25 protein-coding genes are annotated in these 26,392 nt (G+C 46.3%); 11 read left to right on the top strand and 14 right to left on the bottom strand.

The annotated features are described in order from the left end of the window. Window positions 1–102 precede the first annotated feature (102 nt). Window positions 103–324: a hypothetical protein gene (locus tag KU855_RS11250; RefSeq protein ID WP_218530375.1), complete on the bottom strand. Its 222-nt coding sequence runs from the start codon at window positions 322–324 to the stop codon at window positions 103–105. 246 nt (window positions 325–570) lie between these two features. Here KU855_RS11250 and KU855_RS11245 point away from each other — a divergent pair, with 246 nt between their 5' ends. Both KU855_RS11245 and KU855_RS11240 read left to right on the top strand, forming a co-directional pair. Then, window positions 571–843, top strand: a complete 273-nt coding sequence (locus KU855_RS11245; RefSeq protein ID WP_218530374.1) for a DUF1778 domain-containing protein — start codon at window positions 571–573, stop codon at window positions 841–843. Next, entirely contained in the window at window positions 840–1,346 is a 507-nt protein-coding gene (locus tag KU855_RS11240) for a GNAT family N-acetyltransferase (protein ID WP_218530383.1), read from the top strand. The genes KU855_RS11245 and KU855_RS11240 overlap by 4 nt, the downstream gene beginning before the upstream one ends. A 116-nt stretch (window positions 1,347–1,462) precedes the next feature. Here KU855_RS11240 and KU855_RS11235 read toward each other — a convergent pair whose 3' ends face one another. Continuing rightward, complete coding sequence (locus KU855_RS11235) at window positions 1,463–1,801, bottom strand: hypothetical protein (RefSeq protein WP_218530373.1); 339 nt, start codon at window positions 1,799–1,801, stop codon at window positions 1,463–1,465. 77 nt (window positions 1,802–1,878) lie between these two features. Between KU855_RS11235 and KU855_RS11230 the strand changes: the two genes are divergently transcribed. After that, the gene (locus tag KU855_RS11230; RefSeq protein WP_218530372.1) at window positions 1,879–2,091 is read left to right on the top strand and encodes a hypothetical protein; all 213 of its coding nucleotides are present in this window, start codon (window positions 1,879–1,881) and stop codon (window positions 2,089–2,091) included. A gap of 8 nt (window positions 2,092–2,099) precedes the next feature. Next, the gene (locus KU855_RS18880) at window positions 2,100–2,234 is read left to right on the top strand and encodes a hypothetical protein (RefSeq protein WP_256260991.1); all 135 of its coding nucleotides are present in this window, start codon (window positions 2,100–2,102) and stop codon (window positions 2,232–2,234) included. A 26-nt stretch (window positions 2,235–2,260) separates the two neighbouring features. Here the strand turns inward: KU855_RS18880 and KU855_RS11225 are convergent, their stop codons facing one another. From KU855_RS11225 to KU855_RS11200, 6 genes are all read right to left on the bottom strand, one after another. Then, window positions 2,261–2,653 (bottom strand): hypothetical protein, encoded by a 393-nt coding sequence (locus KU855_RS11225; protein ID WP_218530371.1) that lies wholly within the window; start codon window positions 2,651–2,653, stop codon window positions 2,261–2,263. A 147-nt stretch (window positions 2,654–2,800) separates the two neighbouring features. Next, window positions 2,801–3,274, bottom strand: coding sequence for a GNAT family N-acetyltransferase (locus KU855_RS11220; protein ID WP_218530370.1), 474 nt, complete (start codon window positions 3,272–3,274; stop codon window positions 2,801–2,803). 124 nt (window positions 3,275–3,398) lie between these two features. Then, entirely contained in the window at window positions 3,399–3,893 is a 495-nt protein-coding gene (locus KU855_RS11215) for a rod shape-determining protein (protein ID WP_256260990.1), read from the bottom strand. Window positions 3,894–3,973: 80 nt separating this feature from the next. Continuing rightward, window positions 3,974–4,264, bottom strand: a complete 291-nt coding sequence (locus KU855_RS11210; RefSeq protein ID WP_218530369.1) for a hypothetical protein — start codon at window positions 4,262–4,264, stop codon at window positions 3,974–3,976. A 129-nt stretch (window positions 4,265–4,393) separates the two neighbouring features. After that, window positions 4,394–5,146: a DUF5677 domain-containing protein gene (locus KU855_RS11205; protein ID WP_218530368.1), complete on the bottom strand. Its 753-nt coding sequence runs from the start codon at window positions 5,144–5,146 to the stop codon at window positions 4,394–4,396. 81 nt (window positions 5,147–5,227) lie between these two features. After that, complete coding sequence (locus KU855_RS11200) at window positions 5,228–6,154, bottom strand: TIGR02391 family protein (RefSeq protein WP_256260989.1); 927 nt, start codon at window positions 6,152–6,154, stop codon at window positions 5,228–5,230. Between the two features lie 256 nt (window positions 6,155–6,410). Between KU855_RS11200 and KU855_RS11195 the strand changes: the two genes are divergently transcribed. Then, window positions 6,411–7,376: an integron integrase gene (locus KU855_RS11195; protein WP_218530367.1), complete on the top strand. Its 966-nt coding sequence runs from the start codon at window positions 6,411–6,413 to the stop codon at window positions 7,374–7,376. A gap of 189 nt (window positions 7,377–7,565) precedes the next feature. Here KU855_RS11195 and KU855_RS11190 read toward each other — a convergent pair whose 3' ends face one another. After that, window positions 7,566–7,793, bottom strand: coding sequence for a recombinase family protein (locus KU855_RS11190; RefSeq protein ID WP_256260988.1), 228 nt, complete (start codon window positions 7,791–7,793; stop codon window positions 7,566–7,568). Window positions 7,794–8,199: 406 nt separating this feature from the next. Between KU855_RS11190 and KU855_RS11185 the strand changes: the two genes are divergently transcribed. From KU855_RS11185 to KU855_RS11170, 4 genes are all read left to right on the top strand, one after another. Next, a complete protein-coding gene (locus KU855_RS11185) occupies window positions 8,200–9,420 on the top strand; it encodes a DUF6538 domain-containing protein (protein ID WP_218530366.1) in 1,221 nt (406 codons plus the stop codon). 145 nt (window positions 9,421–9,565) lie between these two features. Then, window positions 9,566–10,156, top strand: coding sequence for a recombinase family protein (locus tag KU855_RS11180; protein WP_218530365.1), 591 nt, complete (start codon window positions 9,566–9,568; stop codon window positions 10,154–10,156). Beyond that, window positions 10,153–10,617, top strand: a complete 465-nt coding sequence (rnhA, locus tag KU855_RS11175; RefSeq protein ID WP_218530364.1) for a ribonuclease HI — start codon at window positions 10,153–10,155, stop codon at window positions 10,615–10,617. Before KU855_RS11180 ends, rnhA begins: the two co-directional genes overlap by 4 nt. Window positions 10,618–10,642: 25 nt before the next feature. Then, complete coding sequence (locus KU855_RS11170) at window positions 10,643–10,789, top strand: hypothetical protein (RefSeq protein WP_218530363.1); 147 nt, start codon at window positions 10,643–10,645, stop codon at window positions 10,787–10,789. Between the two features lie 795 nt (window positions 10,790–11,584). Here the strand turns inward: KU855_RS11170 and groL are convergent. After that, window positions 11,585–13,225 (bottom strand): chaperonin GroEL, encoded by a 1,641-nt coding sequence (gene groL, locus KU855_RS11165; RefSeq protein ID WP_218530362.1) that lies wholly within the window; start codon window positions 13,223–13,225, stop codon window positions 11,585–11,587. A gap of 45 nt (window positions 13,226–13,270) precedes the next feature. Beyond that, window positions 13,271–13,561, bottom strand: a complete 291-nt coding sequence (locus KU855_RS11160) for a co-chaperone GroES (protein WP_218530361.1) — start codon at window positions 13,559–13,561, stop codon at window positions 13,271–13,273. 328 nt (window positions 13,562–13,889) lie between these two features. On the opposite strand from KU855_RS11160, the gene KU855_RS11155 reads away from it, so the two are divergent. Next, window positions 13,890–15,263, top strand: coding sequence for an MATE family efflux transporter (locus KU855_RS11155; protein WP_218530360.1), 1,374 nt, complete (start codon window positions 13,890–13,892; stop codon window positions 15,261–15,263). 43 nt (window positions 15,264–15,306) lie between these two features. Here the strand turns inward: KU855_RS11155 and KU855_RS11150 are convergent, their stop codons facing one another. From KU855_RS11150 to KU855_RS11140, 3 genes are all read right to left on the bottom strand, one after another. Then, complete coding sequence (locus KU855_RS11150; protein WP_218530359.1) at window positions 15,307–17,691, bottom strand: zinc-dependent metalloprotease; 2,385 nt, start codon at window positions 17,689–17,691, stop codon at window positions 15,307–15,309. A 157-nt stretch (window positions 17,692–17,848) separates the two neighbouring features. After that, the gene (locus KU855_RS11145) at window positions 17,849–21,556 is read right to left on the bottom strand and encodes a response regulator (RefSeq protein ID WP_218530358.1); all 3,708 of its coding nucleotides are present in this window, start codon (window positions 21,554–21,556) and stop codon (window positions 17,849–17,851) included. 183 nt (window positions 21,557–21,739) lie between these two features. Then, window positions 21,740–23,134 (bottom strand): PhoH family protein, encoded by a 1,395-nt coding sequence (locus tag KU855_RS11140; protein ID WP_218530357.1) that lies wholly within the window; start codon window positions 23,132–23,134, stop codon window positions 21,740–21,742. Window positions 23,135–23,448: 314 nt separating this feature from the next. On the opposite strand from KU855_RS11140, the gene rapA reads away from it, so the two are divergent. Next, window positions 23,449–26,346: an RNA polymerase-associated protein RapA gene (rapA, locus tag KU855_RS11135; protein WP_218530356.1), complete on the top strand. Its 2,898-nt coding sequence runs from the start codon at window positions 23,449–23,451 to the stop codon at window positions 26,344–26,346. Window positions 26,347–26,392 lie beyond the last annotated feature (46 nt).

The raw sequence follows: 26,392 nt of genomic DNA, 5'->3' as shown, positions 1-26,392 counted from the left end.
GCCGACTAAGATTAGTGTGCCGATGAAACAGAAACGCTGCATGATGAGCCCCGCCTTCTTGGAGCAAGTCCTTGTGGCCGGATTTACATCAGCGCCTAAATCTTAACCATTCATGCGGACGCCCTGCCCCTGAACTTCACTACCGACTTCCAATAGCAAAGCATGAGCAAACGGATAGTCACCAAACAAGGTTCGTTCAATCTTCTCTATGGTAGTAGAAATTTCGCCGTCAAACCCTTTCATGCTCCGGTCAAACTCGGCTTTGTGCCCAATTAAGTCAAATAGCCTACTGGAGTCTTGCTTGATCGCTCTCCTTACGTTCACTTAGTTCTCCATAACTCAAATTTCTGATTGTCGGCTAACGCCTGCATAACACGTTTGCTACGATACAGACCTAGCTGAATTTTTACGCCTTAATCACAGAAACTAAAGGCAAACTGACAACGCCGAGTGTAGCAAATCGTGTTGATGCATTTGTTAACTGCGTGCCAAAATGACACGAAACTTGTCAGCGTATAATATTTACACTACAATTCACTTGTGCCACTTTGACACCGAATGGAGATTATTATGGCGACTGCATTACCTCGTATTACAGCACGTGTAGATATTGATACACAAGAACTACTCTCTCAAGCTGCGGCTATTGCTGGTATGTCTAGCATTAACTCATTTGTGCTTAGTGCCGCTGTAGAAAAAGCAAAAACTATTATGGAACGTGAACGTGCCCTACAACTAAGTCAGCAAGATGCTATGACGTTAATGACTGCGTTAGACCAACCAGCTAAACCAAATAGCAAGTTACAAAAAGCAGCTTCACGTTATATGAATAAAACTCAATAATGAATACTGTCCAATTAGAAAAAGCTAAACATGACCGAAATCGTTTTGATTGTGGCATTACCGCACTCAACAATTACTTAAAAGTTATGGCAAGCCAACAAGCTAAGAAAGACAATACTCGTACCTTTGTTCTTGAAGATAAACAATGTCCTGAGCACATTATTGGTTATTACACATTAACAATGACACCCATTGATATTCAGGATTTACCTCTTAAATTACAGAAGAAACATCACACTGTAACTTCTGGTGGTTTAATTGCCCGCTTAGCCGTTGACCATAGTTACAAAGGTCAAGGTTTCGGTGAGTGGCTTTTGATTGATGCGCTTAGAAAGCTATTAATGGCAAGTGAAACCGTCGCCTTCCCTGTCGTCATTGTTGATGCAAAAGATGGCGCTGAATATTTCTATGAAAAATACGGTTTTACCGCATTCAAAGACGCTGATAACAAACTGTTTATTACAATTGCAGATATTAGAGCTAGTATCGGTGAATTAATTTAAACCGAGAAGCAGTTAACGCTTCAATAAGCGGTGAGTAATAGCTTGCTAAAATGTGAAACGAAGTGGAACCGAGCAAGCTGTTACGGATCCGACTTTATTGCCTTGTTATAAGTCGTTTACTTAGAAATTAGATCACCAACCAGCTTTGAAATATTATTCATACCACTTTCTATACGTTCACTTAACACACCAGTTTTTTGGTATGTAGGAACCATGGTATCAAGCTTCTGAAATTCATCATGATTCACAATGATATCCATGTAGGATTGTAACACCTCAGTCTTAGTGCTTTTTCTTATTAGATCTTTTTTTACTTTTTCTTCATGGCGGCTTATTTCAACAACATCATCGTCATCATATTTTGCATAATAAAGTTCTCGACCAAGCCTTTTTTGCGACCACTTTAACTTACCTAACAACCTTTTAATTTCTTCCTGAAGCTCCGTTGTCCCCATTTGTCTCTGGTACCTCTGTTACTTTTAACTGGCTGTCCCAGCGGGGACAGTATTCTTTAACTCAATAGGAGTAAATCATGTCTAAAAACTCAATGTCAAAAGCCGCTGCTGCTCGAATTCAGTCGGCAACTGCAAAAGCAAATGGCGGAGTTGTCCCAAAAGGATCATTCGCTGGAAGAGCGCAATCTGCAGCAAGCCAATCAGGCTCCACTCCTCCACCTAACGGTCCAAGTAAAACTGGCAATCCTTCTGGCGGTGATCGCGGTAACAATCCACCAAAAAGCAAGTAGGGGGATCTATGCCAGATACATCAACTATGTCTGACGAGGAGCTAGACCTTTGGTCAGATATCAATAATCCGAATAATGATGCTGATATGGATGACTGGGCTGATGCCCATAATCCAAACAACGACGATTACTTGGATGATTAAATAAAAGTAGCTTGGGCTTGCCCAAGCTACTTACATTGCTCAACATTCGGTTCAAAAGCTTTCAAAAACCCTTCTTCATCAACTTTGTATCGAATATATGAAATTTCGTTCATCGTATCCTCAAAAGCACAAAGACATAACTTCTTCTTGGAACCATAACTGCTATATGATAGCGGTTCCTTATATGAACTAGAGCACGCTTCTAAAACTGCGTATTCGATGTCTAGAGGATAACGGTTATCGGTTATTGCATAATCAATAAATTGACTACCACCGTAAGCAAGTATCGCCGCTATACCTGCAGCTTTCAGTGGCTTTTTCACCGTGAATTTTTCAATAACACTTGCACAGGTTTTACAATGAAATTTAACTGTTGCACCAATTTCGACCTTCTCGCCGCAACTACATGATTCTGACATTAGCACTCCATGCTAGATTTAGACTTATAACGCCGCATTAAGGTGTGAGCAACGCTACCATCTAGCCTAAACCACGCCACCGTAAACACAAAGCCCAACGATGGAATGAAAAATGCCAAGCGTTGGGAATCACTCTTAAATGCTTTGTTATAAATATTTTTCGTAACACTGTTCAAGCTGAGCTTGCCCCCAAAGTTTGCACTTTTCCTCATGGATTAACTGAAATCCATTTTTGATGTAAAGAGACTTTGAAGCAGCCAAGCCTGCAACCGTCCAAAGAATTACTTTGGAGTAGTTTTCCGCAATACAAAAATTAAGTGCCTGCTCAATTAGAGTTTTCCCTAAACCTTTGCCGCGAGCCTTTGGGTCTACTGAGAACCAGCGAAGTTGAGCTTCAGTATTTGAATTTTCACAAATACAAATCGTACCGACCAATTCGCCATTGAGTCGGGCTAACCAGATTCGTTCCCGTTTACAATTACGTTTTGCAAACTGAGCTAAGGGTTCGGCAACATATGCCTCAAAGGTAACGTCATACCCATACTCTTTGGAATAGAGTAAGCCATGTTGCTTAACGATATGACCTAAATCTCCAGGTTCTAATTTATTGCTAATTATCATTGCTGCTCCCTAGCGATGATTTTGACTATATTTATAACGCATTACTAATGGGCTGCCGCAGCGCAGCGTAGGCAGTCCCGTGGAGGCCACGCTGTTTGTGGCCGGAACAAAATTAAGTAACTTGTTAAGTGGCTTTGATTTTAGCTTTAACATCATCATAGCTCTGGACACGCACATTGATTTTACTGCCAGTATGGATCAACACTTCCCTTGCGCCTATCCCGCTTGCAAGTTCACGTAAAACACGATCCTCTATATCACTGAGACCACCGTCAGTTTTTTCTAGTTGATGCATGATTACTCTCGGCGCAGCTCTTAACTTTGAGTTATTAAAAGTAAAAATGCCATGCTGTAAAATTTTTTCAGCTAGCATGAAATTTCCGATAAAACTTCTTGTGTGTGAAAAAGGGTTCGTTGTCTGAACAGTTGGCCCCGATAATGATTTAGCCTCTCGACCAATAGCCTTAATCTTTTCTTTTCCCCTTGCGCCTTCCAACGCTATCCAAGGTTCAATTTCAATAAATTGCCCGGTTGAAAATTTCTGCATAGTGATTTTATTTTCACTCAACTCTACCAGCAGATCGAAGGAAAAAAGGCTTCTAATAAATTCGAATATCAAATGCGGCCTCCAAGCCACTTAACGCTCAAAGCAGCCGCGCTGTATGCGTCGGCTGGCTTTGCTTGTTATATGCGATTGCATTAAATTTTGAACCTCTGAAACGTTTTTTTGGCGATGAATAGCATCAAGCCAAAAAGCGCTAACATGACAAGGCCAAAACTACCAAAAAACATTGTTATTTCTATACCTGATAACTCACTGCTACGAATAGGTTCATTGATATCAAAATTCATCAAGTCACCTAATACATAGATCATTCCTGTGCTTAATCCGGTAAACAACGGCAATAAGACAAGATAAACGCATACCCTAAAAAAGCGGTTCTTTTCGCTAAATGGAGCATCAATTCGGTAGTTGAAATTTGAGCTCAATATCTACTCCCACACGAGCATATAACGCCCGCTTAACAGGCAAATGCTGGTTGGCTAATATCCGAAGCGCAGCGTAGGAGCCAACCAGTATTTGCCCTTGTTGAAGCGCTTGTTACACGGCAGGTTACACTATTTCTGGTTTTCAAATTTACCGCCGAATTCTGCTTTTGCTTTAAGCAAATACTCCGAAACCCACTCTAAACAAAGTCCTGTGTATTGAATCTCTACTTGTGATTCGACACCACGACCTCTATTACCATCAGCCATTCTATAGAAGCCCATAGGGAAAGTATGGGTATGGTTAGATGCAAATATGTATTTAAACCTGAAGTCTGAGACGTTACCACCACTTGCAGTCAGAATTTCATCCTGACTTTTGAAAAAGGCATTTTTGCCTTTTAAAAAGTGTGTTTGTTGTTTATCAGATAATTTACGAAACCATTTGTTTGATTTTAAATTTTCTATGACTTCATTTTTTACGCTCTTAGCTTCTTCCTTTTCCTCGTAGTCCATGCCTAACGCATTGAACATTTTAACCCTTGATAGATGATCGTGTAGATTCATCAATTGCCAACGAGCATTCCACTCTTCACTTGAGCATTTATCAATACACAGGTAATAAAAAGTAAGATAACACTCAATAAGATCTCTAGTTAAAGATGCAACAGAACTGTAATCCCAGTGAGCATCCTTACCAATCTGGTCGGGTTTTGGAGCCAAGCGACCAATGGAGTGAGCGCAATTACATAACTTCGTAAACAACAGCGAAGCATAAAAATGAGAACTGGTTGGTGATGGTATTCCAGCATACTCTTGAGACAGCTTTGTACATTCTAAAAGCACAGACTCATATTTTTTAAAAGAATCGTGATAATTTTCCATTGAACCACTTTAGCCGTGTAACGCCCGCATTTGCGGCTGGTTTGGAGCGCAGCGGAAAACCAGTCCGACAACATGCGCTTGTTAGGGCCTGCCTTGGTACATTTTTTGGGCTTCAATTGCACCATCCAGACGCCTATGAATTAATGAAACAGTTGATAGTATATCCAAAGCATCTTGCTCTTCAATTATCCACGTTACTTTGGGCGCATGAGCTATCGTATTCCGAAAAGTACCAAATATACCTTTTAATAAGTTAGCAAAGCCTTTTTGTTCGCTCTGCTCACTCTCAGTTTGCAATGAGCTCAAGGCTAAATGGGGTATTTTGCTTTTAAACGAAAAAGCCTCGTCAACTAAAGCAGAGCCATCTGAAGTTAATCCAGTTTTAGAACGGATCTTCTCAGCGATGCTTTTTGTGGCTTCAAATACGGCGTGGAAGTAATTATCTACTAACAATTCAGCTCTACAAAAGTAAAGGACATCTGTATGAACACGCCTAGACAGTAGATTCTGCTTGAGCTTAGTTGCTCTAGCCTCCGACTCTGATATGGTCTTTGTTTTGAGCACCTGCTTTACATTGCCAGCCTCCTCAAGCTCAAGCCCCTCAAAGGACAACACTTTATTTAATTTAGCTCTGGTATCCTCAAACCACTCTTGATTATCGAAATGTCTCGACGGTCGCATTACATGTTGAATGAAGGACACGATATTATTTGCACACCGATCATTTTGTTGCTTTTGCGATAGTGAATCGTATAGCCGCCTCCACTTTGTAGAATTAAGACCTGGATCGGGGACATTACATTCTGCAAGGAATTTGGATATTTCAGAGCCAGTAAGCCCTTGGGATGTGTCTCCCAATATCTTTGACAAAGACTCTATACTAGCTAAATCAAAACTTCTTACTGGCACTAAAATTCTCCCTTGCCCTAACAGTGTATTACCCGGACTTCTCGTTACACCCAAACCAGAAACAGCTAAGAATTCGAAAGCCAAAGATAAATAATTCATATATGCCAACAAGTTAGCACTGTTATAGCGCAGTTTTCAAGAGATTCTTCTCAAGAGAAAGCGAGACTTCTACATACCGAGAATACTAATGGCGCGACATATAGATTCACCGTGAAATTAAAGGTAAATTTTTCAAACAATTACATTTTTCATGGAGAAAAAAGCGAGACTTTTTTACTCGATCTCTAGGTTGTTTGCTGGATTTTTCATCACCACAGCATTATAACTGTATATAAACACAGTTGTGGTGAAAAAAATGGCAACATCTCCCTTTATTGAATCAATCCGAGCGGAATTAAGGGTTCGGCGGTATAGCCTGCAAACTGAGAAGGTTTATCTTTATTGGACACGACAGTTCATCTACTTCCACAACAAAAAACATCCAATTGATATGGGTAACCAAGAAATCGAACAATTTCTTTCTAGCCTTGCCAACATTCGGCAAGTCAGCAGTGCAACTCAAAACCAAGCTTTGTGTGCGCTGATCTTTATGTACAAACATATTATCAAGAGGGAAATTAATGGTTTAGCTTATTCCTTCACCAAAAAGCCTCAGCGGATGCCAACGGTGCTGAGTCAAGCAGAAGTGCAGCAGATTTTAGCCAACTTATCAGGTAAATATTGGCTTATCACAGCGTTACTTTATGGCTGCGGCTTAAGAATCAATGAGGCGTTAAAGTTGCGGATAAAAGACATTAATTTTGATAATCACACCCTTTTTGTTTTCAGAGGTAAAGGTGGTAAAGACCGGTATTCCATATTACCGCATTCCCTTGATAGCATATTGACTAAACAAATTGAACAAGCAAAACAAATACACCAACTCGATCAGTGTGAAGGGTTCGGCCTCACCTCATTGCCAGCATCGCTTATCCGAAAATACGGGAGTGCAGCTAACGATTTATCGTGGCAATATATTTTTCCATCATCAGTTCGCTGCGAACACCCCTACGATGGCTATGTTTGCCGACACCACCTTCACGAAACCGCTTACCGCAAGCAATTACGCCAAGCGGTAATTATGAGTGGTATAGCTAAACGTGTTACCTCACATACATTTCGTCATTCTTTTGCTACTCAGATTTTACGAAGCGGTGCTGATATTCGAACAGTTCAAGACTTGCTCGGACATGCTGATGTAAAAACAACAGAAATTTACACTCACGTATTGGGTACAAGATTTGTTAACACAGAAAGTCCAGTAGACCACCTTAAATTTTAAACATTAAAAAAGACCGTCACTTACCACATTCTGTTATGTTGATAACAGATAGAGAAACTAAGGCTAAACATTATCCTTTTTATGACACATCGCGCTAAGCTAATACTTTTAAGGGCAGAAATGGGTGAGCACTCTAACAGCCGTAAGAGCTAGGTCTGCTGGGAAAGCATAAAAATGCTGGACGCTTACTTATTCCAATGCCTTTTCACTGTGGCTAATCCCAGCCCTAGTGCCTCTGCCGTTTTTGATTGAGAAAAGCCCTCTGCTTTTTTTTACTTGCACTGTTTGAGTGGTGGCATGGGCTTCTGGCCGGCCCAGCTTTTTCCCTTGAGTTTTAGCTCGCTCAAGACCTTCTTTTGTTCGCGCTCTGATACGGTTTCGCTCAAACTCTGCGAAGGCTGAAAACATTTGCAACATCAGCTTACCCTCGGCACTCAGAGCACTTAACCCTTTCATCATCACCGTATGCAAACTGGTCGTTACCACAGATTGGACAGAGCAACCCAACTTGCTTCTCTGTTGGTGACATTCTTCCTCCTTGGACTTCTCAATTAATATTCGTCAACGCTAATTTTTCTATGGGTAACAAAAAGGGAGCCTTACGACTCCCCTTTCGGTGACAACTTTTTGCAGCACTCAACTGTATAACATTGGTGTATAACACCTTTTAATAAACCGTTGATGTATAATGGCTACAGAAGGCCGGACTGGGTTACATCAAAGTGCCCCAAAACCCCACCACCTCTGGGAAAGCCTATTATCAAAGGGCTACAGGACACAAGGCGTGATACACTACGTGCAACTTATCGAGTGTTTAATACCTATGTCAACTAACAGCAAATCAGCAAATAACCGCTATCTAAAACTTCACCACGACACTTGGGTCTATTGTCGTAGAGTACCTAAAGACCTCAAGCACCTTTACCCAAACAAAACAAATATAACCATCAGTTTAAAGACCAGTTCTGTCAAAGCTGCACGCATCAAACGTGACAAGCTCAACGGGGAACTAGCTGCACAACTGCAAGGCGCTTACAGCCCTGACAGAATGCAATTCAAGCAATATCTTGAGCAAGTAAAGCCTTATGTTGGGGCACTACAAGCCAATGATTCAGCTATTGATTTTGACGATGTGCTACCACGTAATGACATTGCAAAAGCAGCCTTTAGGCAAGAGGTTTACGGAGACAACCAACACGCTTACTCATACACGCTTTTGGAGGGGCTAAATAGTTTATTAGGTCGTAGTAGTAACGCTACGCCTGACACGGTTAGCAAGCTGAGAAACGCTACTGAAAGATTCTTATTGTTCTTAAAAGCCAGAGACATACCCCTGAGAGAAATACACAAAAAACAAGTGGTCGAGTATGTAGACTATCTAGGTCAAGAGTATGCACACGGAACAATTACAGCGCATTTAAGCCGTCTTAAATCTGTATGGGTTCACGCTTACAAGCTAGGTGAGATAGACCAGAAGATTAGCCCTTTCTGTGACCATGATTTGAGTAAATATCGTGGTGAGGGTACACAGCAAAAGCAACTATTTAGCAAACATCAGTTACAGCAAATACTAAGGGAATGCCCTGAAAACATTAAGAATGTTGTTAGGTTAGGTCTGTTTACAGGGGCACGTCTAAACGAAATATGTAACGCACATGAGGAGTTAATTGATGGTGTGCGGTGTATGGTCATAAAAAAGAGTAAGACCGCATCAGGCGTGAGGGTTGTCCCTCTACCGCCTCAAGTGGACGACATAACACTACCCCTTTGTATTGAAACAAAAACGACAGGTCGTGCATTCTCCCGTTTCAAAGTCGAGAGAATCACAGACGATAAAACAAGGTCTTTCCACTCTCTACGTGTTCACTACACAACCGCAGCACAAAGAGCCAAAGTGGAAGAATTTGAGACAGCTACGCTTGTAGGGCACAAAGCAGGGCAAACCATGAGTTACGGCTATTACGCTAAGAGTGACGTTAAGAAGCTCTTAGAATCCGCTACGGTAATTGCTAACCAAGTTGAAAGAGAGTGGCTAGTTGATTGAGTGGTCAGGCTATGCCTAGCTCAAAAACATTCGTTTATGAACCCCTTTACCTGAACCAAGCAGCTAGGGGTTCAAAAATACCCCTATTGACTTTTTAAGCTAGGCGCATAAAATGACCCTACTTTTAATTTTCAAGTGAGGGAGTATGAGTAACAGAACTTATTTTTATTGCCGTGTATCCACAACGGAGCAGACCACAGAAAACCAAGTGCAAGCCTTTAAAGACAAGGGGTACGAGGTTGATAGCTCTTTCGTGGTTGAGGAAACAGTATCAGGTTCAGTCTGTGCAATGGAGCGTAAAGGCTTTAAAGCTATGGTTGAACATAAACTCATGAAAGGAGATACGCTGGTGGTCTTGAAGTTAGACCGCTTAGGGCGTGACAACATAGACGTACAGCAGACCATTGAAATGCTCTTAGAGATTGGCGTTAAGGTACACAGCCTAGACCTACCAACAAGAGACCTTACGACCTCAGAGGGTAAGTTAATGTTGCGTATGTTTACTGCGTTTGCTGAGTTTGAAAGAGATCGTATTAGGGAACGCACCATTGAGGGACAAGCAAGGGCTAGAAAGCAAGGTAAAGTGATTGGTCGTCCAGTCAAAGCAACCGCTAAGAAAGTAGCTAAGTTACGCTCTGAGGGGCTTTCAATCTCCAAGACAGCAGAAGCATTAAACGTATCAGAATCAACCGTTAAGCGTCTATTTGCTGACGCTAAGAAGCAAGACCTAGTATGACAACAACAAAAACAATCAACGTGACTGAAACCAACTACGCATACACAGACGGAGCGTGTATCACTCAAGAGAAACGAGGTGGTTGGGGCTTTGTATTGGCTAGGGGTGAGAAGCGTTTAAAGAGGTCTGGAGGTGAGTTACAGACCACCAGCAACCGCATGGAATTAACCGCAGCGATTAAGGCTCTTGAAGAACTACAAAAGCGTTATCCAGATAATCCAGTGGTGGTCTACTCAGACAGTCAGTATGTGGTCAAGGGGATTACTGAATGGTTAGAGAACTGGAAGCGTAACGGGTGGCGTAATGCCTCTAAGAAGCCCGTGGAGAACGCTGATTTATGGCAAGAGTTGGACGCATTAAACCAAGCCCTAAACGTGTCTTGGGAATGGGTCAAGGGTCATAATGGAAACCCTCTAAATGAAGAAGCGGATAAGCTTGCGTATGCTGCAATCCCACGATAAATAAAAATTAAAAAAGATTGAATAAATGATTAACTCAGTTGGTATTCTTGAAGTCTGCAAATGCGGTGAATGTGGCCACGAAAACAAAGGCAAAACCATTGATTTATGGTCTCTTTGTGAGGTTTGTTGGAGTCACCTAGCGCCTGATGAAGAGTTAGAAGAATACGCATAAAATTTCAACTTTTTTAAAACACATATTTTGTGTAAGTAATGGGACGCCGCAATCGCTAAGGAGTGTCTACACCCCACACCCTCCCCCCTAGGGTCGTCCCTAAAAGAACCTCAAGGTTTTGTTAGTCTTTGTGGTGGCTGTACCACTTGGTTAACCCTTGAGGTTATGTGTCTTGATAGTGATTATCTGTAGTGGTTATTACCGCTTGGAAGTCACTTGATGAATCCCCTTGTGTAACCCCTCAAGTGATACTCCCTAAGTTAATCCCCTTTGGACTACTAAATGAGTCTTGATATATCTTTAAGATTACTTAAAGGAATCTTGAGGTAATCATCAAGGAATAACATCAAGTGTCTCTTCACTTCGTTCAGAGCCACTAAGACGGGCTAGAAGTCCACACCACACACCCACCACGCTTAGAACTGCATACAGGGCGTTTTAAGGGGTAATTCTCAACAAACCTAATAACACCACCTCACAAATCAATCCAATACGGCTCTAAAACGCTCCGTAAGCGATTTTAAGAGGCTTTTGGAGGTGCAGGAATGCGATGGTACTACTTGGTGTTTTAAAGTAGCTTAGAATGCGATACAGGGAGGATTTTGTTTTGAGCAGGATTGAGGCTACCAAGTGGTTAAACTCAGTAGCCTCTGAGGGGCAAGTTAGATAGACCTCAATCAGTCAGAAATTAGACTGTTTTTCGAGATATAAAACGTGATACATTCCGTTCTACAAAACGTGTCACACCACCACCTAACTATTTGTTTTTGTTGGATTGTATTTTTGGGCTGATTCTTACATCATGCCGCCCATACCGCCCATACCACCCATGCCGCCCATGTCTGGAGCTGCAGCTTCTTGTGGTAATTCACACACCATAGCTTCGGTGGTGATCATCAGGCCGGCGATTGATGCGGCAAACTGTAATGCGCTACGAGTCACTTTGGTTGGATCCAAAATACCCATTTCTAACATGTCACCATAGGTGTCGTTACCGGCGTTGTAACCGAAGTTACCGTTACCGTTTTTGACAGTGTTAGCTACCACTGACGCTTCTTCACCGGCGTTAGTCGCGATTTGACGCAGTGGGGCTTCCATGGCGCGCAGGGCGATAACCACACCGTGCTTTTGATCTTCGTTGATCACGTCCAGCTCGCCAATCTTAGAGGCGGCGCGAATTAATGCAACACCACCACCAGCAACCACGCCTTCTTCAACAGCGGCGCGAGTTGCGTGCAGAGCATCTTCAACGCGAGCTTTCTTTTCTTTCATTTCAACTTCAGTCGCAGCACCGACTTTGATCACTGCCACACCGCCAGCTAATTTCGCCATGCGCTCTTGCAGTTTTTCTTTGTCGTAGTCTGAGGTTGACTCTTCAATTTGTTGCTTGATCTGTACCACACGGCCTTGGATCTGCTCTTGGTCACCATTACCATCGATGATGGTGGTGTTGTCTTTGGTGATCACCACGCGCTTAGCAGTGCCTAAGTCTTCTAAGGTGGCTTTTTCCAGTTCCAAACCGATTTCTTCAGAAATCACAGTACCACCAGTCAGGATCGCTACGTCTTGCAACATGGCCTTACGACGGTCACCGAAACCAGGAGCTTTAACGGCCGCCACTTTAACGATACCGCGCATGTTGTTCACCACCAGCGTTGCTAAGGCTTCGCCTTCGACGTCTTCGGCAACGATCAGTAATGGCTTACCGGTTTTTGCCAGACCTTCAAGGATCGGCAGCAATTCGCGAATGTTAGACACTTTTTTGTCGACTAACAGCACGAACGGTTGATCTAATTCAACACTGCCAGTTTCTGGCTTGTTGATGAAGTAAGGAGACAGGTAGCCGCGGTCGAACTGCATACCTTCAACGACGTCCAGTTCGTTTTCCAGCGCTTGGCCTTCTTCAACGGTGATAACGCCTTCTTTACCTACTTTTTCCATCGCAGTAGCGATGATTTGACCGATAGACTCGTCAGAGTTAGCAGAGATAGTCCCTACTTGAGCGATAGCTTTAGAGTCGGCACATTCTTGTGATAAGTTTTTCAGCTCAGCAACCGCAGCAATCACGGCTTTATCGATACCGCGCTTCAGATCCATTGGGTTCATACCCGCAGCCACGGCTTTTAAGCCTTCAGTGACAATAGCTTGTGCCAATACGGTTGCCGTGGTGGTACCGTCGCCAGCCGCATCGTTGGCTTTAGAAGCAACTTCTTTCACCATTTGTGCGCCCATGTTTTCGAACTTGTCTTCCAGTTCGATTTCTTTGGCAACAGAGACACCGTCTTTGGTGATCAGTGGTGAGCCGAAGCTCTTGTCTAATACCACGTTACGACCTTTGGGTCCTAAGGTGACTTTAACTGCGTTAGCTAATACGTTAACGCCGGCTAACATTTTTACGCGGGCGTCATTACCAAATTTAACTTCTTTAGCTGCCATCTTGATAATCCTTAATTTTTAATATTCAGTGGAAATGTCGAGTGGTTATTCAACGATAGCCATCACGTCAGCTTCAGATAAGATCAGCACTTCTTCGCCATCGATCTTTTCTTTCTTAACGCCATAACCTTCATTGAAGATGACGGTGTCGCCAACTTTCACATCCAAAGGACGAATAGTACCGTTTTCGAGGATGCGGCCATTGCCCACAGCCAGAACCTCACCGCGAGTTGACTTCTCAGCAGCGCTGCCGGTCAGCACAATACCACCAGCAGAAGTCGATTCAACTTCTAAGCGCTTAACGATAACGCGATCATGTAATGGACGAATATTCATCTATGGACTCTCCTAATGATTTTTTTGCCCAAAATAGGTTGGGGGTGATTATTGATGGATACAAATCCCGTTTGTACCTCATCTGATGTGTACTTAATGGGGACGTCTAGCCAAGATTCAAGTGTGAAGATGGATTTTTTTTAAGAATTTTATCAATGCCTTTGTTCGCGAGAGTCACTCACCCTCAAGCTCAGGCCTTGCGCGGTGCGGACCATAGCAGCCTGGTGATATTGGCCCGCTATCGGCTCATTGATTAGGGGTTGCGGCTTTGGCTCACCTGATCTTTCCTGCTAATATGACCCTTCCTTAAGCCGATAGATAGTATTGAATGAGAGACAGACACGGGTTGCTAACGGCACCCATCAGTCGTGTACTGCTGAACATGAGCCTTCCTAATCTATTAGGCATGCTAACTGTGCTGGGCTTCAACCTAGTCGATACCTTTTTTATTAGTCAGTTAGGCACGCTGCCGTTGGCGGCCATCAGCTTTACCTTTCCCATGACGTTAGTGGTTGCCAGTATTGCCATCGGTATTGGCGCTGGGGTCGCGACTCAACTTGGGCGCTTGATTGGCTCGGGCAATGCCTCAAAAGCCAAGCTGTTCCTCGGCGACGCTTTGCTGCTGACCTTTAGCTTAACCGCGCTCCTCGCCCTATTGGGCTATGTGTTTATTACTCCGTTATTTACCCTGTTAGGGGCCACCCCCGCTGCGTTAGCGCTGATCCATCAATATATGTTGGTCTGGTATCTCGGTTCGCCACTGTTAGTATTACTCATGGTGGGTAACCAAGGATTGCGGGCAACTGGTGACACTCGCTCGCCCGCTAAAATCATGGCGCTGGCGGCGTTAATCAATTTGGTGCTCGATCCGCTACTCATTTTTGGCCTAGGTCCTTTCCCACGTTTAGCGATTCAAGGGGCAGCCATTGCTTCATTGATCTCTTGGGTGTTGGCGCTGTCATGGTCAGGGTATTTACTGCTGTTTAAACGCAAGTTAGTCACCTGGGGTGGATGTTGCATTGTGCGCCTTAAGTACAACTGGCAGTTGTTAGCGCATATCGCGCGGCCAGCGACCCTGACTAATCTAATTAATCCCATGTTTAATGCATTAATGATGGCCATTCTAGCTCGGATGGACATGAATGCCGTGGCAGCGTTTGGAGCTGGGACTCGCTTAGAATCGATTTTATTGCTGGGGGTGATGGCGCTCTCGTCAAGCTTAGTACCGTTTATTGCCCAAAATCTTGGTGCCAACCAGCCGGCACGCGCCCATCAGGCGTTAATGCTGGCGCTTAAGTTTGTGCTGGTGTTTCAGACCTTGCTGTACCTGCCCATCGCCTTGTTAGCCGATCCGATCGCACACCTGTTTTCGACCGATGCTCGAGTGATTGAGTGGCTACACCTGTATATCGTGTTATTGCCACTGGCCTACGGGCCGTTAGGGGTCGTGATTATTGTGGCCACCAGTTTAAATGCCTATCACAAGCCGATGGCCTCTTTGGTGATTAACCTTTGTCGATTATTTCTGTTGATGTTACCCATGGCCTGGCTAGGCGCTGAGCTTTTTGGGGTGGCCGGATTGTTGGCGGCCTTGCCGATCTGCAATCTGTTGATGGGAATAGGCTGCTACTTTTTAGCCCAGCGCTTAGGCGTTAGCTCGCCTAGTAATCCGTTGACAAACTCATTAAACGCCGAGCGCTAACGGCTTGCCCCGCGTGCGGGGCAAGCCAAACACCGAGGCGCGCCTAAATCGGGGACCCCGGTGGCAGCGCTGCCGGCACGGGGAACAGCCGCAAAGTGGGGTCGCTAATCCCCTGACTCACACCTAATAACAACCATTGATAATGGGCCGCGTCTTCATCGCTGCTGCGCTTAGCTAGGCGCTGGAGTTTTTGCTCAATATTACGCAGCTCCATTAACAGCAAGGCTCGCACTTCACTGCTGGTGTCGGCGTGGTGATAGGCAGCCAACACTTCCTCGACCATCACGGCATTCACCCGTTGCATGATGGCCTTATTATCACGGCCAGCGCTATCCTGCTCTAAGGTTGCTTGTTGCAAGGCAGCCAATAGTGAGCTTAAGGTGAGCTGCTCAGGATCGGTCATGGCCGCTTGGTATACGCGATTCAAGCGTTGCGGCTGCAATATGGCGCTAATGGTATGTCGGCTCAAGGCTTCGGCCATGGCTAACGGATCGCTCATCACCCCAAGACTCGAACCAAAACTTTCACGACTGATCTGATAATTACCGGCCTTGGGGACTAAGGTGCGCATCAAGTCATCATCCACACGCAGTGCGGCGGGACTTAATGTTTGCAACAGCACGTCTAAGGCCTGCTTCTGCTGCTCTGGCGCCACAAAATCCCAACGTTGCTGGCCACTTTGATAAGTGTAATCTGTGCCACCAATAAACTTGGCCGCGGCGCTAATTTGATAGCGACTGAGTAAGTAAATCGGCACTAAGGCATCGGCTAACTCCCCTTGCGGCTCGTCGGCTAATATGGCATCGGGATTGAATTGAGCAAGGGCTTGCGCGCGAACTTGTTGAAGCCGTTCAAGCTCGGCAACCGGATCGGCACCATTATCCCACAGGCTGGCATAGGCATGACTGGCACTGGGCGCGCGCGAGTCCGCTTCTCCTATGTATCTTAATCCTTGATTGATGGCCTGTTGCTGCAATTGCTGTAAATGTTTGGCGTTATTGGGGCCAACCTCCCCATAGCCATAGGCAATGACGTAATCATCCCAGCGCCCTAGTGCATCGGTGTAGGCGTGGCTAATGTCAATGCGCTCGCCGTTAAGTTCAATGCGGGGATGCGGGTAGTCCATCACGGAGGCATTGGAGTTACTGGAGGCGGCGAAGTTATGATCTAAGCCTAAGGTATGACCCACTTCATGGGCCGATAGTTGCTTGAGGCGGGCCAAGGATAAGCTCAGCGCAGCACTGGCGGCTTCGTCTCTATCTGGCCAACCGGCAGTGAGTCCGCGGGCAATTAAATGATCTTGTCGCACCCGCAAACTGCCTAAGGTGACATGCCCCTTGATGATTTCGCCCGTACGCGGATCGGTAATGGCTGCGCCATAGGACCAACCACGGGTGGCTCGATGCACCCATTGGATCACGTTATAACGCACATCTTGGGGATCCGCATCTTCAGGCAACATTTTCACTTGAAAGCCGTTAATAAAGCCAGCCTTGTCAAAGGCCGTCTGCCACCATGATGCGCCATCGAGCAAGGCGGTACGCATTGGCTCTGGCACCCCGGGGTCAAGATAATAGACAATGGGCTTTACCACTTTTGAGGGCGCAGGGCCTGGGGTAATTTTCTCGAGGCGATGACGCAGCAACCTATGCTGCTCCAGTGGCGAGGTAATGGCGCTGGCGTAATCGTAATAACTGTCAGACAAATAGCCACTCATGGGGTCGTATTCGCGGCTACGATAACCGTCGTCAGGTAACTGGATAAAAGAGTAGCGCATACGCACGGTCAGGCTCTGGCCATCGGGGGCGACTTGCGCCACTTCCGGGCCAGCCACCGCCGCACTGAAGGTCAGCGATACGTCGACATCGGCATTGCGCTCAAAGGCTTTTACGCCGGTGGGTAAGATCAATGAACGCCCCACATCCAGTTGATATTGCCCTTGATTGGTTGCGGCAAGCCGAGCACTGACACCGTGTAAATCCGCCAGCACTAACGAGCTGATATCGACTGTGGCTGGGGTGCCACTGATACGGCCTTGCCACAGTACTGACTGAGCAAAGGCTTCCTCGACCGCGCGCTGTTCAGCGGCATTGTCACTGTCGGCGCGGTAGCGAGTATTCAATTGCACCAGTCGCAAAAAATCGCCATGGCGCTCAAATTGCACTAAGCGGGTCCAACCCAATTGACCACGATCGAGGCCGATATCATTAGAACCCACCCCATGGGGCAAGGCAGTCAATAAGATAAAGGGCTGATTAAAGGCAATGGCATCCGCATCCAGTTGCAGTAATAACTGGCCATCGGCCTGATAATCAAGCCCTAAAAATGCCGTTGAGGAACGCTCTTGACTGAAGGCCTCCGCGAGGGGGGCCATGGTTGGCACACTCAATAAGAGTGCACTCATTAAGGGGGTAAGGCTAAGCTTCATTCCAACTCCTTGGATGGGGCGCCAGTGGCAACAAAACGGCCTGCGCCGCTTTGTTTTTATCGGTTAACCCTATCCTAGAGTCGGGCTTAAAGGCAAGTGATACCCAATGATCATTGCCGTGCCAATGGCTAGCGCCGCTCTGCTCGCATTACTGCTGTTATGCGCTTTTTTGAGACAACCAATACTCTATGGTCTCGAACAGTTCGGTTAGCACAATAGGTTTGGTAATATGTGCGTTCATCCCAGCGGCCAGACTCTTGTCCTTATCGCCACTCATGGCATGGGCTGTCATGGCAATAATCGGCAATTCTTGGCTGGAATAAATTTTACGAAGTTCATGGGTAGCCGTTAAGCCATCCATCACTGGCATTTGAATATCCATCAATACCACATCGTATTTGCCCGGCATGATCATCGCTAAGGCGATTTCACCATTATCAGCCACATCGACTTGGTAGCCCGCGCTCTTGAGCAGCTCACTGGCCACCTGTTGGTTAATCAAGTTATCTTCGACCAATAAGATCTGCGCAGGTTTTGTGTCTTCAGTGACCGCAACCGTCGTCGCCGTGGCGGCCGCTTCTTTGACCGGTTTCGATTGCTCGAACGCCTTCATGATGACATCGAACAAGGTCGAGGCTTTAAACGGCTTATGCAAGACCGCGTGAATACGTTCATCTTCTAATAATGCCGGGAATTGGTCGGTATTATGGGCCGTCATCATGATGATCACCGGTCGCAGCGCGAGACTGCCATCAGTCACCATTTCATCAATGGCTTGCACCACTTGCAAGCCATCGAGTTCTGGCATCATCCAATCGAGCAAGATTAAATCGACCGGATGATGTTCAAGCTTATAGAGCGCCTCGCTACCGCAGGCGGCAGTGGCAACATCGAAATTCAGCTCCCGCAATTCGGTGGCGTAAATCTGCAAGGCGCTGGGGTTATCGTCAACCACTAAGGTACGTAACTTCTGTAATGGCTTAGGCACAGTTAACGCCGCTGGCTTTAATTCTTCGGCAATTTCAAAACTCAAGGTGAAAGAAAAGATACTGCCACTGCCGGGTTCACTTTCCACGCTTAACGTGCCACCCATCATGGACACTAAGTGCTTACTGATGGACAAACCTAGACCGGTGCCACCGTACTTACGAGTGGTGGAGCCATCGGCCTGCGAGAAGGCATCAAATAGTTTATCTTGTTGCTCTTGGCTGATCCCTATGCCGGTGTCTCGCACCCAAAACTTGAGTGAAATGCGGCTATCGCGATCGCCAACATCTTCACAACCCAGCTCAATTTCACCGTAAGGGGTGAACTTAACCGCATTGGATAGCAGATTAATCAACACTTGCCCGAGGCGTAACGGGTCGCCTTTTAACACTAACCCCGAAGTCACTGGGGCGTATAGCAGCAGTTCAACGCCCTTTTCTTGCGCCTTCCATGCATTCAGATCGAGGGCATGATCTAATACTTTATCTAGCGGGAATGGCACCCGCTCTAACTCGAGTTTACCGGCCTCTATCTTAGAGAAATCTAAAATATCGTTGATAATGCGCAGCAAGGATTGCGCCGAAAAACTGGCCTTATCGAGATAATCTTCTTGTTGCACGGTTAAGCTGGTGCGGCTAGCCAGTTGTAACATGCCAATGATGGCATTCATGGGAGTGCGGATCTCATGGCTCATATTGGCCAAGAACTCACTCTTATATAGGTTAGCCAGTTCGGCGTCTTGTTTGGCCTCAAGCAAGGCCACCTCGTTGATTTTTTGACGGGTAATATCCTTATGAGTCCCCACCATCCGCTTCGGTTGTCTATCGGGGGAAAACTCAACCATCCGCCCACGCGATAACATCCAGTGGTATTCGCCATTCTTGGCGCGCATACGAAATTCGATTTCATAAGCACCAACGGGATTAACTAGGTATTGCTCTCGATATTGCTCAACCCGCAGCCGATCATCTGGGTGGATCAAGTTATCTATGGTGCTGAGCAGCGCCGGGAATTCATTATTGCGATAGCCCAGCATTGAATAATAAGAAGGGTTACAGATAATTTGCTCAGAATCTAAATACCAATCCCATAAGCCATCTTCTACCGCATCCATGGCTAGATGATAACGTTCTTCCGATAAGCGTAATTGCTCGGCAGATTCGTATTCGCGGGTGACATCGCGCCACACGGCGATCAAGCCCAGCAACTCGCCACGGCGATTATAGAACGGCAGTTTCAAGGTATCTAACAGCACAGATTTACCCGCCAGCACGGCTTTTTCTTGATAGCGTAATGAGGTGCGATCGCGCAGCACTTGCAGATCTTCAGAACGAATGCGAGCGCCCTGATCTGGCGAGGTGATTTCTTCGGCCGACATCCCCAACATTTCGCTTTCAGTAAAGCCCAGCATACGCTCGGCAGCCTTGTTGCAACCGAGGTACTGGCCTTCTTTGTCTTTAAAGACAATCGCCTCGGGGATAGAGTCGAGTAACGATCGCAGTAACGCATATTCGCGCTCGCGCCGTTCCGTGGTTTCCTTAAGGCGCTCGGTGCGCCGAGCCACTAAGTTGTCGAGCCGTTTATTTTGCTCCGACAAATGCGCGGTGTATTGCTGGTTTTCTTCAAAAATTCGACTGACCAACTGAAACCACGGCTCCCAACCAGAGCTGATTTCCTGCGGGGGCTTGCGCGGTGAAATCGAGCAGCCTTCGAGGTGAGACAATAACTTTGAGGCCGGATTAACGAACGAACGGCGCGTCAGCCAATGCACCACGGTCACCAGCAATGACAAGGCCATGACCACGATCAAAAAGGTATTTTTAAGTTTGCTCCACGACTCTTCATAGAGCTCATTAACATCCTGCAGGTACAACAGACGCCAAGGGGCATTTTGCAATGGCATTGCCTGAATGTAATAGCCATTTTTCACCTGGCCGCGGCCAGGATTTAATAGCTCAGCTTCAGGCAATGAATGCAGCTCTGAGGGGATCCGCTGGCTAATATGGTAAACACGGCTGTTATCGCTCTCTTTAAAGTCGCTGTGAGATAAAATATTGTTCTGCTGATCGAGCAAGATCACCGTGCCCGGCATCTTAAAATAGGCGCGCATTTGCTTGACCAAGGACGCGAGCGTCATATCAAGGTTAATAGCACCAATAAATTCGTCCTCTTGATAAACCGGGATCCCTAACGTAGTTAGCAGTCCTTTACTGGCAGGATCAGAATAGGCTTCCGACCAATAGACACTGCGCTGCGGGTTCATTTCCGGTGTGGCCAGTAAAAACTGACTGCGCTTGAGTAAGCCCACTGCAAACCCTTGCTCGTGTTGTGGCCAAGGGTAATAAGACATCAGATGACGCTTAGATAAGTAATAAATCGCCGAGGCCTTGGGCACGGCTTCTTTTGCGACAGGAAATGATAGCGACAACTCAAACAGCATTTCCAGCTCTTGATAGAACTCAGCATCACGGCCTTGCAAGGAGCCAGCCCCAGAAATTCGCCCCATATTGATATAAGGTTTACCATTGGTGGCATAGTTAGGTGACAAGGTAAAAAAATCACCTTGCTTAGCGAATTTCTCTTCTCGCGGGAGTTTACTAAATCGGGTGGCATTGCCGAGTTCTAAATGATCTTCGGCCACATCTTTAAGGCTGGTCACCGCTCGAATACTCGATTCCAGCAGCATGTCAATTTGGGAAACATGACGCTCAATTTGCTCTTGGCGCAGGTTCATCAACTTGAGCTTTTCACCATCAAAGGCTAACCAAGCGGCAAATCCGGACAATAAAATCACACTGATATAAGTATAAAATACTGCCCAGTTATAATTTTTCTGAATGGCCGATTTGAGTTGGTATTCAGGTTCGCTTGGCTTCATTGTCTTGGTTACTCAGGCTCTTGCGGTGATTAATTATAATATCAGGAAGATACAAGCATACCAAAGCAAACACTGCCTCTGAACGCCAATAACAACAAAAATGCCGATAAGATCGGCATTTTCTCTAGCTGCAACTTAATCAATCAAACTCGCTGGCCGTTATCGCCACCCAGCAGACATGAGCTACAAGTGTTCTTCAGCGTATTCAGCTAAACGTGAACGTACCACGCCATTGAGATAAATATTGGCGCTGCCCTCAAAGTCTTTAAAGCGTTCAACAATGTAGGTTAGCCCTGAGGTCACCGCAGTTAAGTAGTTCGAATCTATCTGCGATAAGTTACCGCAACAAATTAATTTGGTGCCTTCGCCCATGCGGGTGATCATGGTTTTAATTTGCGAGGCCGTGAGGTTTTGACACTCATCTAACAGGACCACCGAGTTTTGGATCGAGCGCCCCCGCATAAAGTTAATCGACTTAAACTGAATGTTCGCCTTTTCCATAATGTAGTTCATGCTGCCATTAGGGTTAACGTCATTCTTGTGCAGTACTTCCAAGGTGTCGGTAATGGCCGCCAACCACGGCATCATTTTTTCCTCCTCGGTACCGGGTAAAAAGCCAATGGATTCGGCAATTTCGGGGGTGTTTCGGGTCACGATCACTTTTTCATACTTATTGCGCTCAACCACTAACTCTAGCGCCGCCGCCATGGCCAATAAGGTTTTACCACAACCGGCGGGGCCGGTAAGGATCACTAAATCAATATCAGGGTCGAGCAAGGCATGTAACGCCATGCCTTGGTAGATATTTTTAGGTTTAACCCCCCATGCATCCTGATTGAGCAAACGATTACGGCCAAGATCGCGCACCACCAAATTGGTGTCATCGGACGAGATAACCCGGCCACAAAAGTCGGAGTCTTCATCCAATAAATACTCATTGATGTATAAGCCGTCGGTCGCGAAGGCCGTATGAGGAATGAGGTGTTCGGTATTGCGGCCATGGCGCTCGGTACTGACTTTATCTAGATGCTGCCAAAAACCGCCATCAAATTGATGAAAACCTTTGGTTAAAAAGCGGATGTCATCGATAAGTTGATCGGTACGGTAATCTTCGACGCGCTCAATGCCGGCCCCTTTGGCTTTTAAGCGCATATTAATGTCTTTGGTTACTAGTACCACTTGGCGAGGCTGAAATTGACGCTGTAAATGCAATGCGGTGTTGATAATGCGATTGTCGTTGTTGTCGCCGGGTAAGGCGCCGATGGTAAACTCGATTTGATGGTCAGGGAAAATGCCTAAGGTGCCGACGGCATCTTCATGGCCCTCGCGATGCGGTAAGCGTACCCCTTTAATAATGTCTTCTGGTGTGATGGAGCCACCGAGAATGTCTTCTAAGGCTCTAATGGCTACTCGTGCGTCGCGGCTGACGTCGCGCTTTCTATCTTTGATCTGATCTAATTCTTCAAGCACTGTCATGGGTACGATGACATCATGCTCTTTAAAGGAGTATATCGCCAAGGGCTCATGTAGCAGCACATTGGTATCTAATACAAATAGTTTTCTGTTGTCATTATCCATGGAGCCTCCAATTTGCTTTCCTAAGGTGCCGTCCTGAATTACAACCTTGTATTCCTCCACTTAAATGTTACGTCATTGTTAATACTACACCTGCGATCATAAATCTCAACCGTTTTGTGAAACCTTTATTAATGGCTTGTCTGCTATCACACCCTGTAAATGTGACCAAAGTATGACAAGCCGTAACGAGGTTACAGGCGTTAACATTTGAGATTTAACTGCTGAGGTCTTATGCTGAAGCCAGCGGTTTTAAAGTCCCCCCGATTGGTGTAAGATTCGCGCCCTTTGTGACTAGCCCCAAATGAGAGTAAAAGATGCCGTTTGCCTTAGGTCAGCGCTGGATAAGTGATACTGAATCAGAACTTGGTTTAGGAACTGTGGTACAAGTTGAAGCCCGCATGGTGACCTTGATGTTTCCTGCCACGGCTGAAAATCGCATGTTCGCCCGTAACGATGCACCACTGACTCGGGTGATTTTCAACCCGGGGGACAACGCCGAAAGCCACGAAGGCTGGAGCCTGACGGTAGCTGACGTTGAAGAACGCGATGCACTCATTTACTACACTGGCCCTCGCACCGATACCGGTGAAGTCACCACTCTCAGAGAAACCCTGCTTAATCACAACATTCGCTTCAATAAGCCCCAAGATCGCTTGTTTGCCGGTCAAATTGATCGTCTCGATCGTTTTGGTATGCGCTATAAAAGCCAACTGCTACGTCACCAATTAGCCAGTTCAGATATGCTCGGTCTCCAAGGGCCGCGGGTGGGCTTAATTCCTCACCAAATGTGGATTGCTCATGAAGTGGGACGTCGGCATGCCCCGCGGGTTTTGCTGGCTGATGAAGTCGGCTTAGGTAAAACCATTGAAGCGGGCTTGATCATTCACCAACAGTTAATGACAGGTCGAGCAGAGCGGATCTTAGTGCTGGTGCCCGATACTTTACGCCATCAGTGGTTAGTTGAAATGCTGCGCCGATTTAATTTGCGCTTCTCAGTGTTCGATGAAGATCGCTGCGTCGAAGCCTATGCCGACCATGACAACCCTTTTTATACCGAGCAGCTGGTCATTTGCTCGTTGGAATTATTGCGCAAGAAGCGCCGCTTAGATCAAGCCTTGGATGCCGACTGGGATCTGTTGGTGGTTGATGAAGCGCACCACCTTGAATGGTCTGAAGATGAGCCAAGCCGCGCCTATCGCATTGTCGAAGCGTTGTCGGAAGTGGTTCCTGGGGTGTTATTGCTGACGGCTACCCCAGATCAATTAGGCCATCAGAGTCATTTTGCTAGGTTACGTTTACTCGATCCCGATCGTTTCTATGACTACGACACCTTCTTACAAGAAGAAGTGCATTACAAAGACGTGGCCGATGCCGCGGCCTCATTAGTTACCAACGAGCCATTAAGCCTAGCGCAAATCAGCCAGCTGACCGAGATTTTAGCCGGTTCTGAGGTCGACGCCCACTTGCAAGCGGTCAATGACGCGAGCGACGCGAGTCGTGCTGCCCGCGACGCCCTGCTCCAAGAGTTACTCGACCGTCACGGTACTGGCCGCGTGTTGTACCGTAACAGTCGTGCGTCGGTGAAAGGCTTCCCGCAACGTATTTTCCATGCTCACCCACAGCAAATGCCAGAACAATACGCCACGGCCGCTCGCGTTAACGCCATGATGGGCGGTTATAAGAGCCAAGCACAAAAAATCGCCCAAGTATTGAGCCCGGAAAAACTTTACCAAGCCTTCGATGATAACAACGCTTCATGGTGGAAATTTGATCCACGGGTCGATTGGTTAATTGACTTCTTGAAGAGCCATCGCAGTAAAAAGGTGCTGATCATCGCCAGCCAAGCCGAAACCGCATTAGCATTAGAAGAAGCCTTGCGCACTCGCGAAGGGATTTTGGCGACCGTATTCCATGAAGGCATGTCGATCATTGAGCGTGACAAGGCCGGTGCCTTCTTCGCCCAAGAAGACGGTGGAGCGCAAGCGCTGATTTGCTCTGAAATTGGTTCAGAAGGCCGCAACTTCCAGTTTGCTAGCCACTTGGTACTGTTCGATTTACCACTCAACCCTGATTTATTAGAGCAGCGTATTGGTCGTCTCGATCGAATTGGTCAGCAAAATGACGTTGAAATTCACCTGCCCTACTTGCAAGACACCGCGCAAGAGCAGTTAATGCACTGGTATCAGGCAGGATTAAATGCCTTTGAACTGACCTGTCCTACCGGCCACTTGCTTTATAGCGAATTTGGTGAGGCCTTATTGGATGCCTTGATTGCCTGCGATCAAGACACGATTGATAGCATTATCACTGACACCCAAGCGCGCTATCAGAGCCTCAAGCACGCCATGGAGCAAGGCCGTGACAAGCTGTTAGAGATAAACTCTCATGGCGGTCACAAGGCCAGTGCGTTAGTGAAGCGCTTAACCGAACTCGATAACAACACCAGTCTCATCGCGGCTGTGATCCGTTTGTGGGATATCATCGGCGTTGATCAAGAGGATAAAGGGGAAAACACCATTATCCTTAAGCCAACCGAGCACATGATGTTCCCAACGTATCCCGGCTTACCGGAAGATGGCATTACGGTGACCTTTGATCGCGACACCGCGTTATCCCGTGACGATATTGCGCTTATCACCCAAGAGCACCCTTTAGTGCAAACGGCGTTAGATTTAATTACCGGCTCAGATACAGGTTCCACCAGTGTGGCGGTCTTAAAAAATAAAGCCTTGCCAGCGGGTACGATTTTCCTTGAGTTAATTTATTTAGCCGAAGCCAGTGCCCCTAAAGCCAGCCAAGTGTATCGCTATTTGCCGCCTACCCCTATCCGGGTGTTGTTGGATAAGAATGGCAACAATCTTAGCGCTAACGTCGACTATGATAGCTTTGATCGCCAATTAAGTGCGGTTAATCGCCATATCGGAGGTAAGTTGGTCAGTGCCTCGCAAACCCTGTTGCATCCATTATTTGCCAAGGCAGAAGAAGTGGCGCAACAGCAACTAGATCAACTGCTGATCACCGCCCGCAACACCATGAATGAACAACTGGGACACGAACTTGCCCGCTTAAAAACCTTAAAAGCGGTCAACCCCAATATTCGTGATGAAGAGTTGCAGCATATCGACAATCAAATGACTGAATTGGCGCAATATCTCAATGATTGCCCGTTAAAGTTAGACGCGATTCGATTGGTATTAGTCAGCCACGCTTAAGCTTAACGACACCAGCCCCGCCAGCGGGGCTGTTGTATTATGCGGC

Origin of the sequence: Shewanella sp. NIFS-20-20 (genome assembly GCF_019209865.1) — a bacterium.
GTDB lineage: Bacteria > Pseudomonadota > Gammaproteobacteria > Enterobacterales > Shewanellaceae > Shewanella.
This window is presented reverse-complemented; position numbering and strand designations above follow the sequence as displayed.

Bases quoted from the DNA above. Each gene is read 5' to 3' on its own strand.
- KU855_RS11145 (WP_218530358.1), bottom strand. From the start codon at position 21,556: ATGAAGCCAAGCGAACCTGAATACCAACTCAAATCGGCCATTCAGAAA.
- KU855_RS11245 (WP_218530374.1), top strand. From the start codon at position 571: ATGGCGACTGCATTACCTCGTATTACAGCACGTGTAGATATTGATACA.
- KU855_RS11225 (WP_218530371.1), bottom strand. From the start codon at position 2,653: ATGTCAGAATCATGTAGTTGCGGCGAGAAGGTCGAAATTGGTGCAACA.
- KU855_RS11180 (WP_218530365.1), top strand. From the start codon at position 9,566: ATGAGTAACAGAACTTATTTTTATTGCCGTGTATCCACAACGGAGCAG.
- KU855_RS11220 (WP_218530370.1), bottom strand. From the start codon at position 3,274: ATGATAATTAGCAATAAATTAGAACCTGGAGATTTAGGTCATATCGTT.
- KU855_RS11170 (WP_218530363.1), top strand. From the start codon at position 10,643: ATGATTAACTCAGTTGGTATTCTTGAAGTCTGCAAATGCGGTGAATGT.
- KU855_RS11190 (WP_256260988.1), bottom strand. From the start codon at position 7,793: ATGTTGCAAATGTTTTCAGCCTTCGCAGAGTTTGAGCGAAACCGTATC.
- KU855_RS11230 (WP_218530372.1), top strand. From the start codon at position 1,879: ATGTCTAAAAACTCAATGTCAAAAGCCGCTGCTGCTCGAATTCAGTCG.
- KU855_RS11160 (WP_218530361.1), bottom strand. From the start codon at position 13,561: ATGAATATTCGTCCATTACATGATCGCGTTATCGTTAAGCGCTTAGAA.
- KU855_RS18880 (WP_256260991.1), top strand. From the start codon at position 2,100: ATGCCAGATACATCAACTATGTCTGACGAGGAGCTAGACCTTTGGTCA.
- groL (WP_218530362.1), bottom strand. From the start codon at position 13,225: ATGGCAGCTAAAGAAGTTAAATTTGGTAATGACGCCCGCGTAAAAATG.
- rapA (WP_218530356.1), top strand. From the start codon at position 23,449: ATGCCGTTTGCCTTAGGTCAGCGCTGGATAAGTGATACTGAATCAGAA.
- KU855_RS11205 (WP_218530368.1), bottom strand. From the start codon at position 5,146: ATGGAAAATTATCACGATTCTTTTAAAAAATATGAGTCTGTGCTTTTA.
- KU855_RS11150 (WP_218530359.1), bottom strand. From the start codon at position 17,691: ATGAAGCTTAGCCTTACCCCCTTAATGAGTGCACTCTTATTGAGTGTG.
- KU855_RS11185 (WP_218530366.1), top strand. From the start codon at position 8,200: ATGTCAACTAACAGCAAATCAGCAAATAACCGCTATCTAAAACTTCAC.
- KU855_RS11200 (WP_256260989.1), bottom strand. From the start codon at position 6,154: ATGAATTATTTATCTTTGGCTTTCGAATTCTTAGCTGTTTCTGGTTTG.
- KU855_RS11140 (WP_218530357.1), bottom strand. From the start codon at position 23,134: ATGGATAATGACAACAGAAAACTATTTGTATTAGATACCAATGTGCTG.
- KU855_RS11195 (WP_218530367.1), top strand. From the start codon at position 6,411: ATGGCAACATCTCCCTTTATTGAATCAATCCGAGCGGAATTAAGGGTT.
- KU855_RS11235 (WP_218530373.1), bottom strand. From the start codon at position 1,801: ATGGGGACAACGGAGCTTCAGGAAGAAATTAAAAGGTTGTTAGGTAAG.
- rnhA (WP_218530364.1), top strand. From the start codon at position 10,153: ATGACAACAACAAAAACAATCAACGTGACTGAAACCAACTACGCATAC.
- KU855_RS11155 (WP_218530360.1), top strand. From the start codon at position 13,890: ATGAGAGACAGACACGGGTTGCTAACGGCACCCATCAGTCGTGTACTG.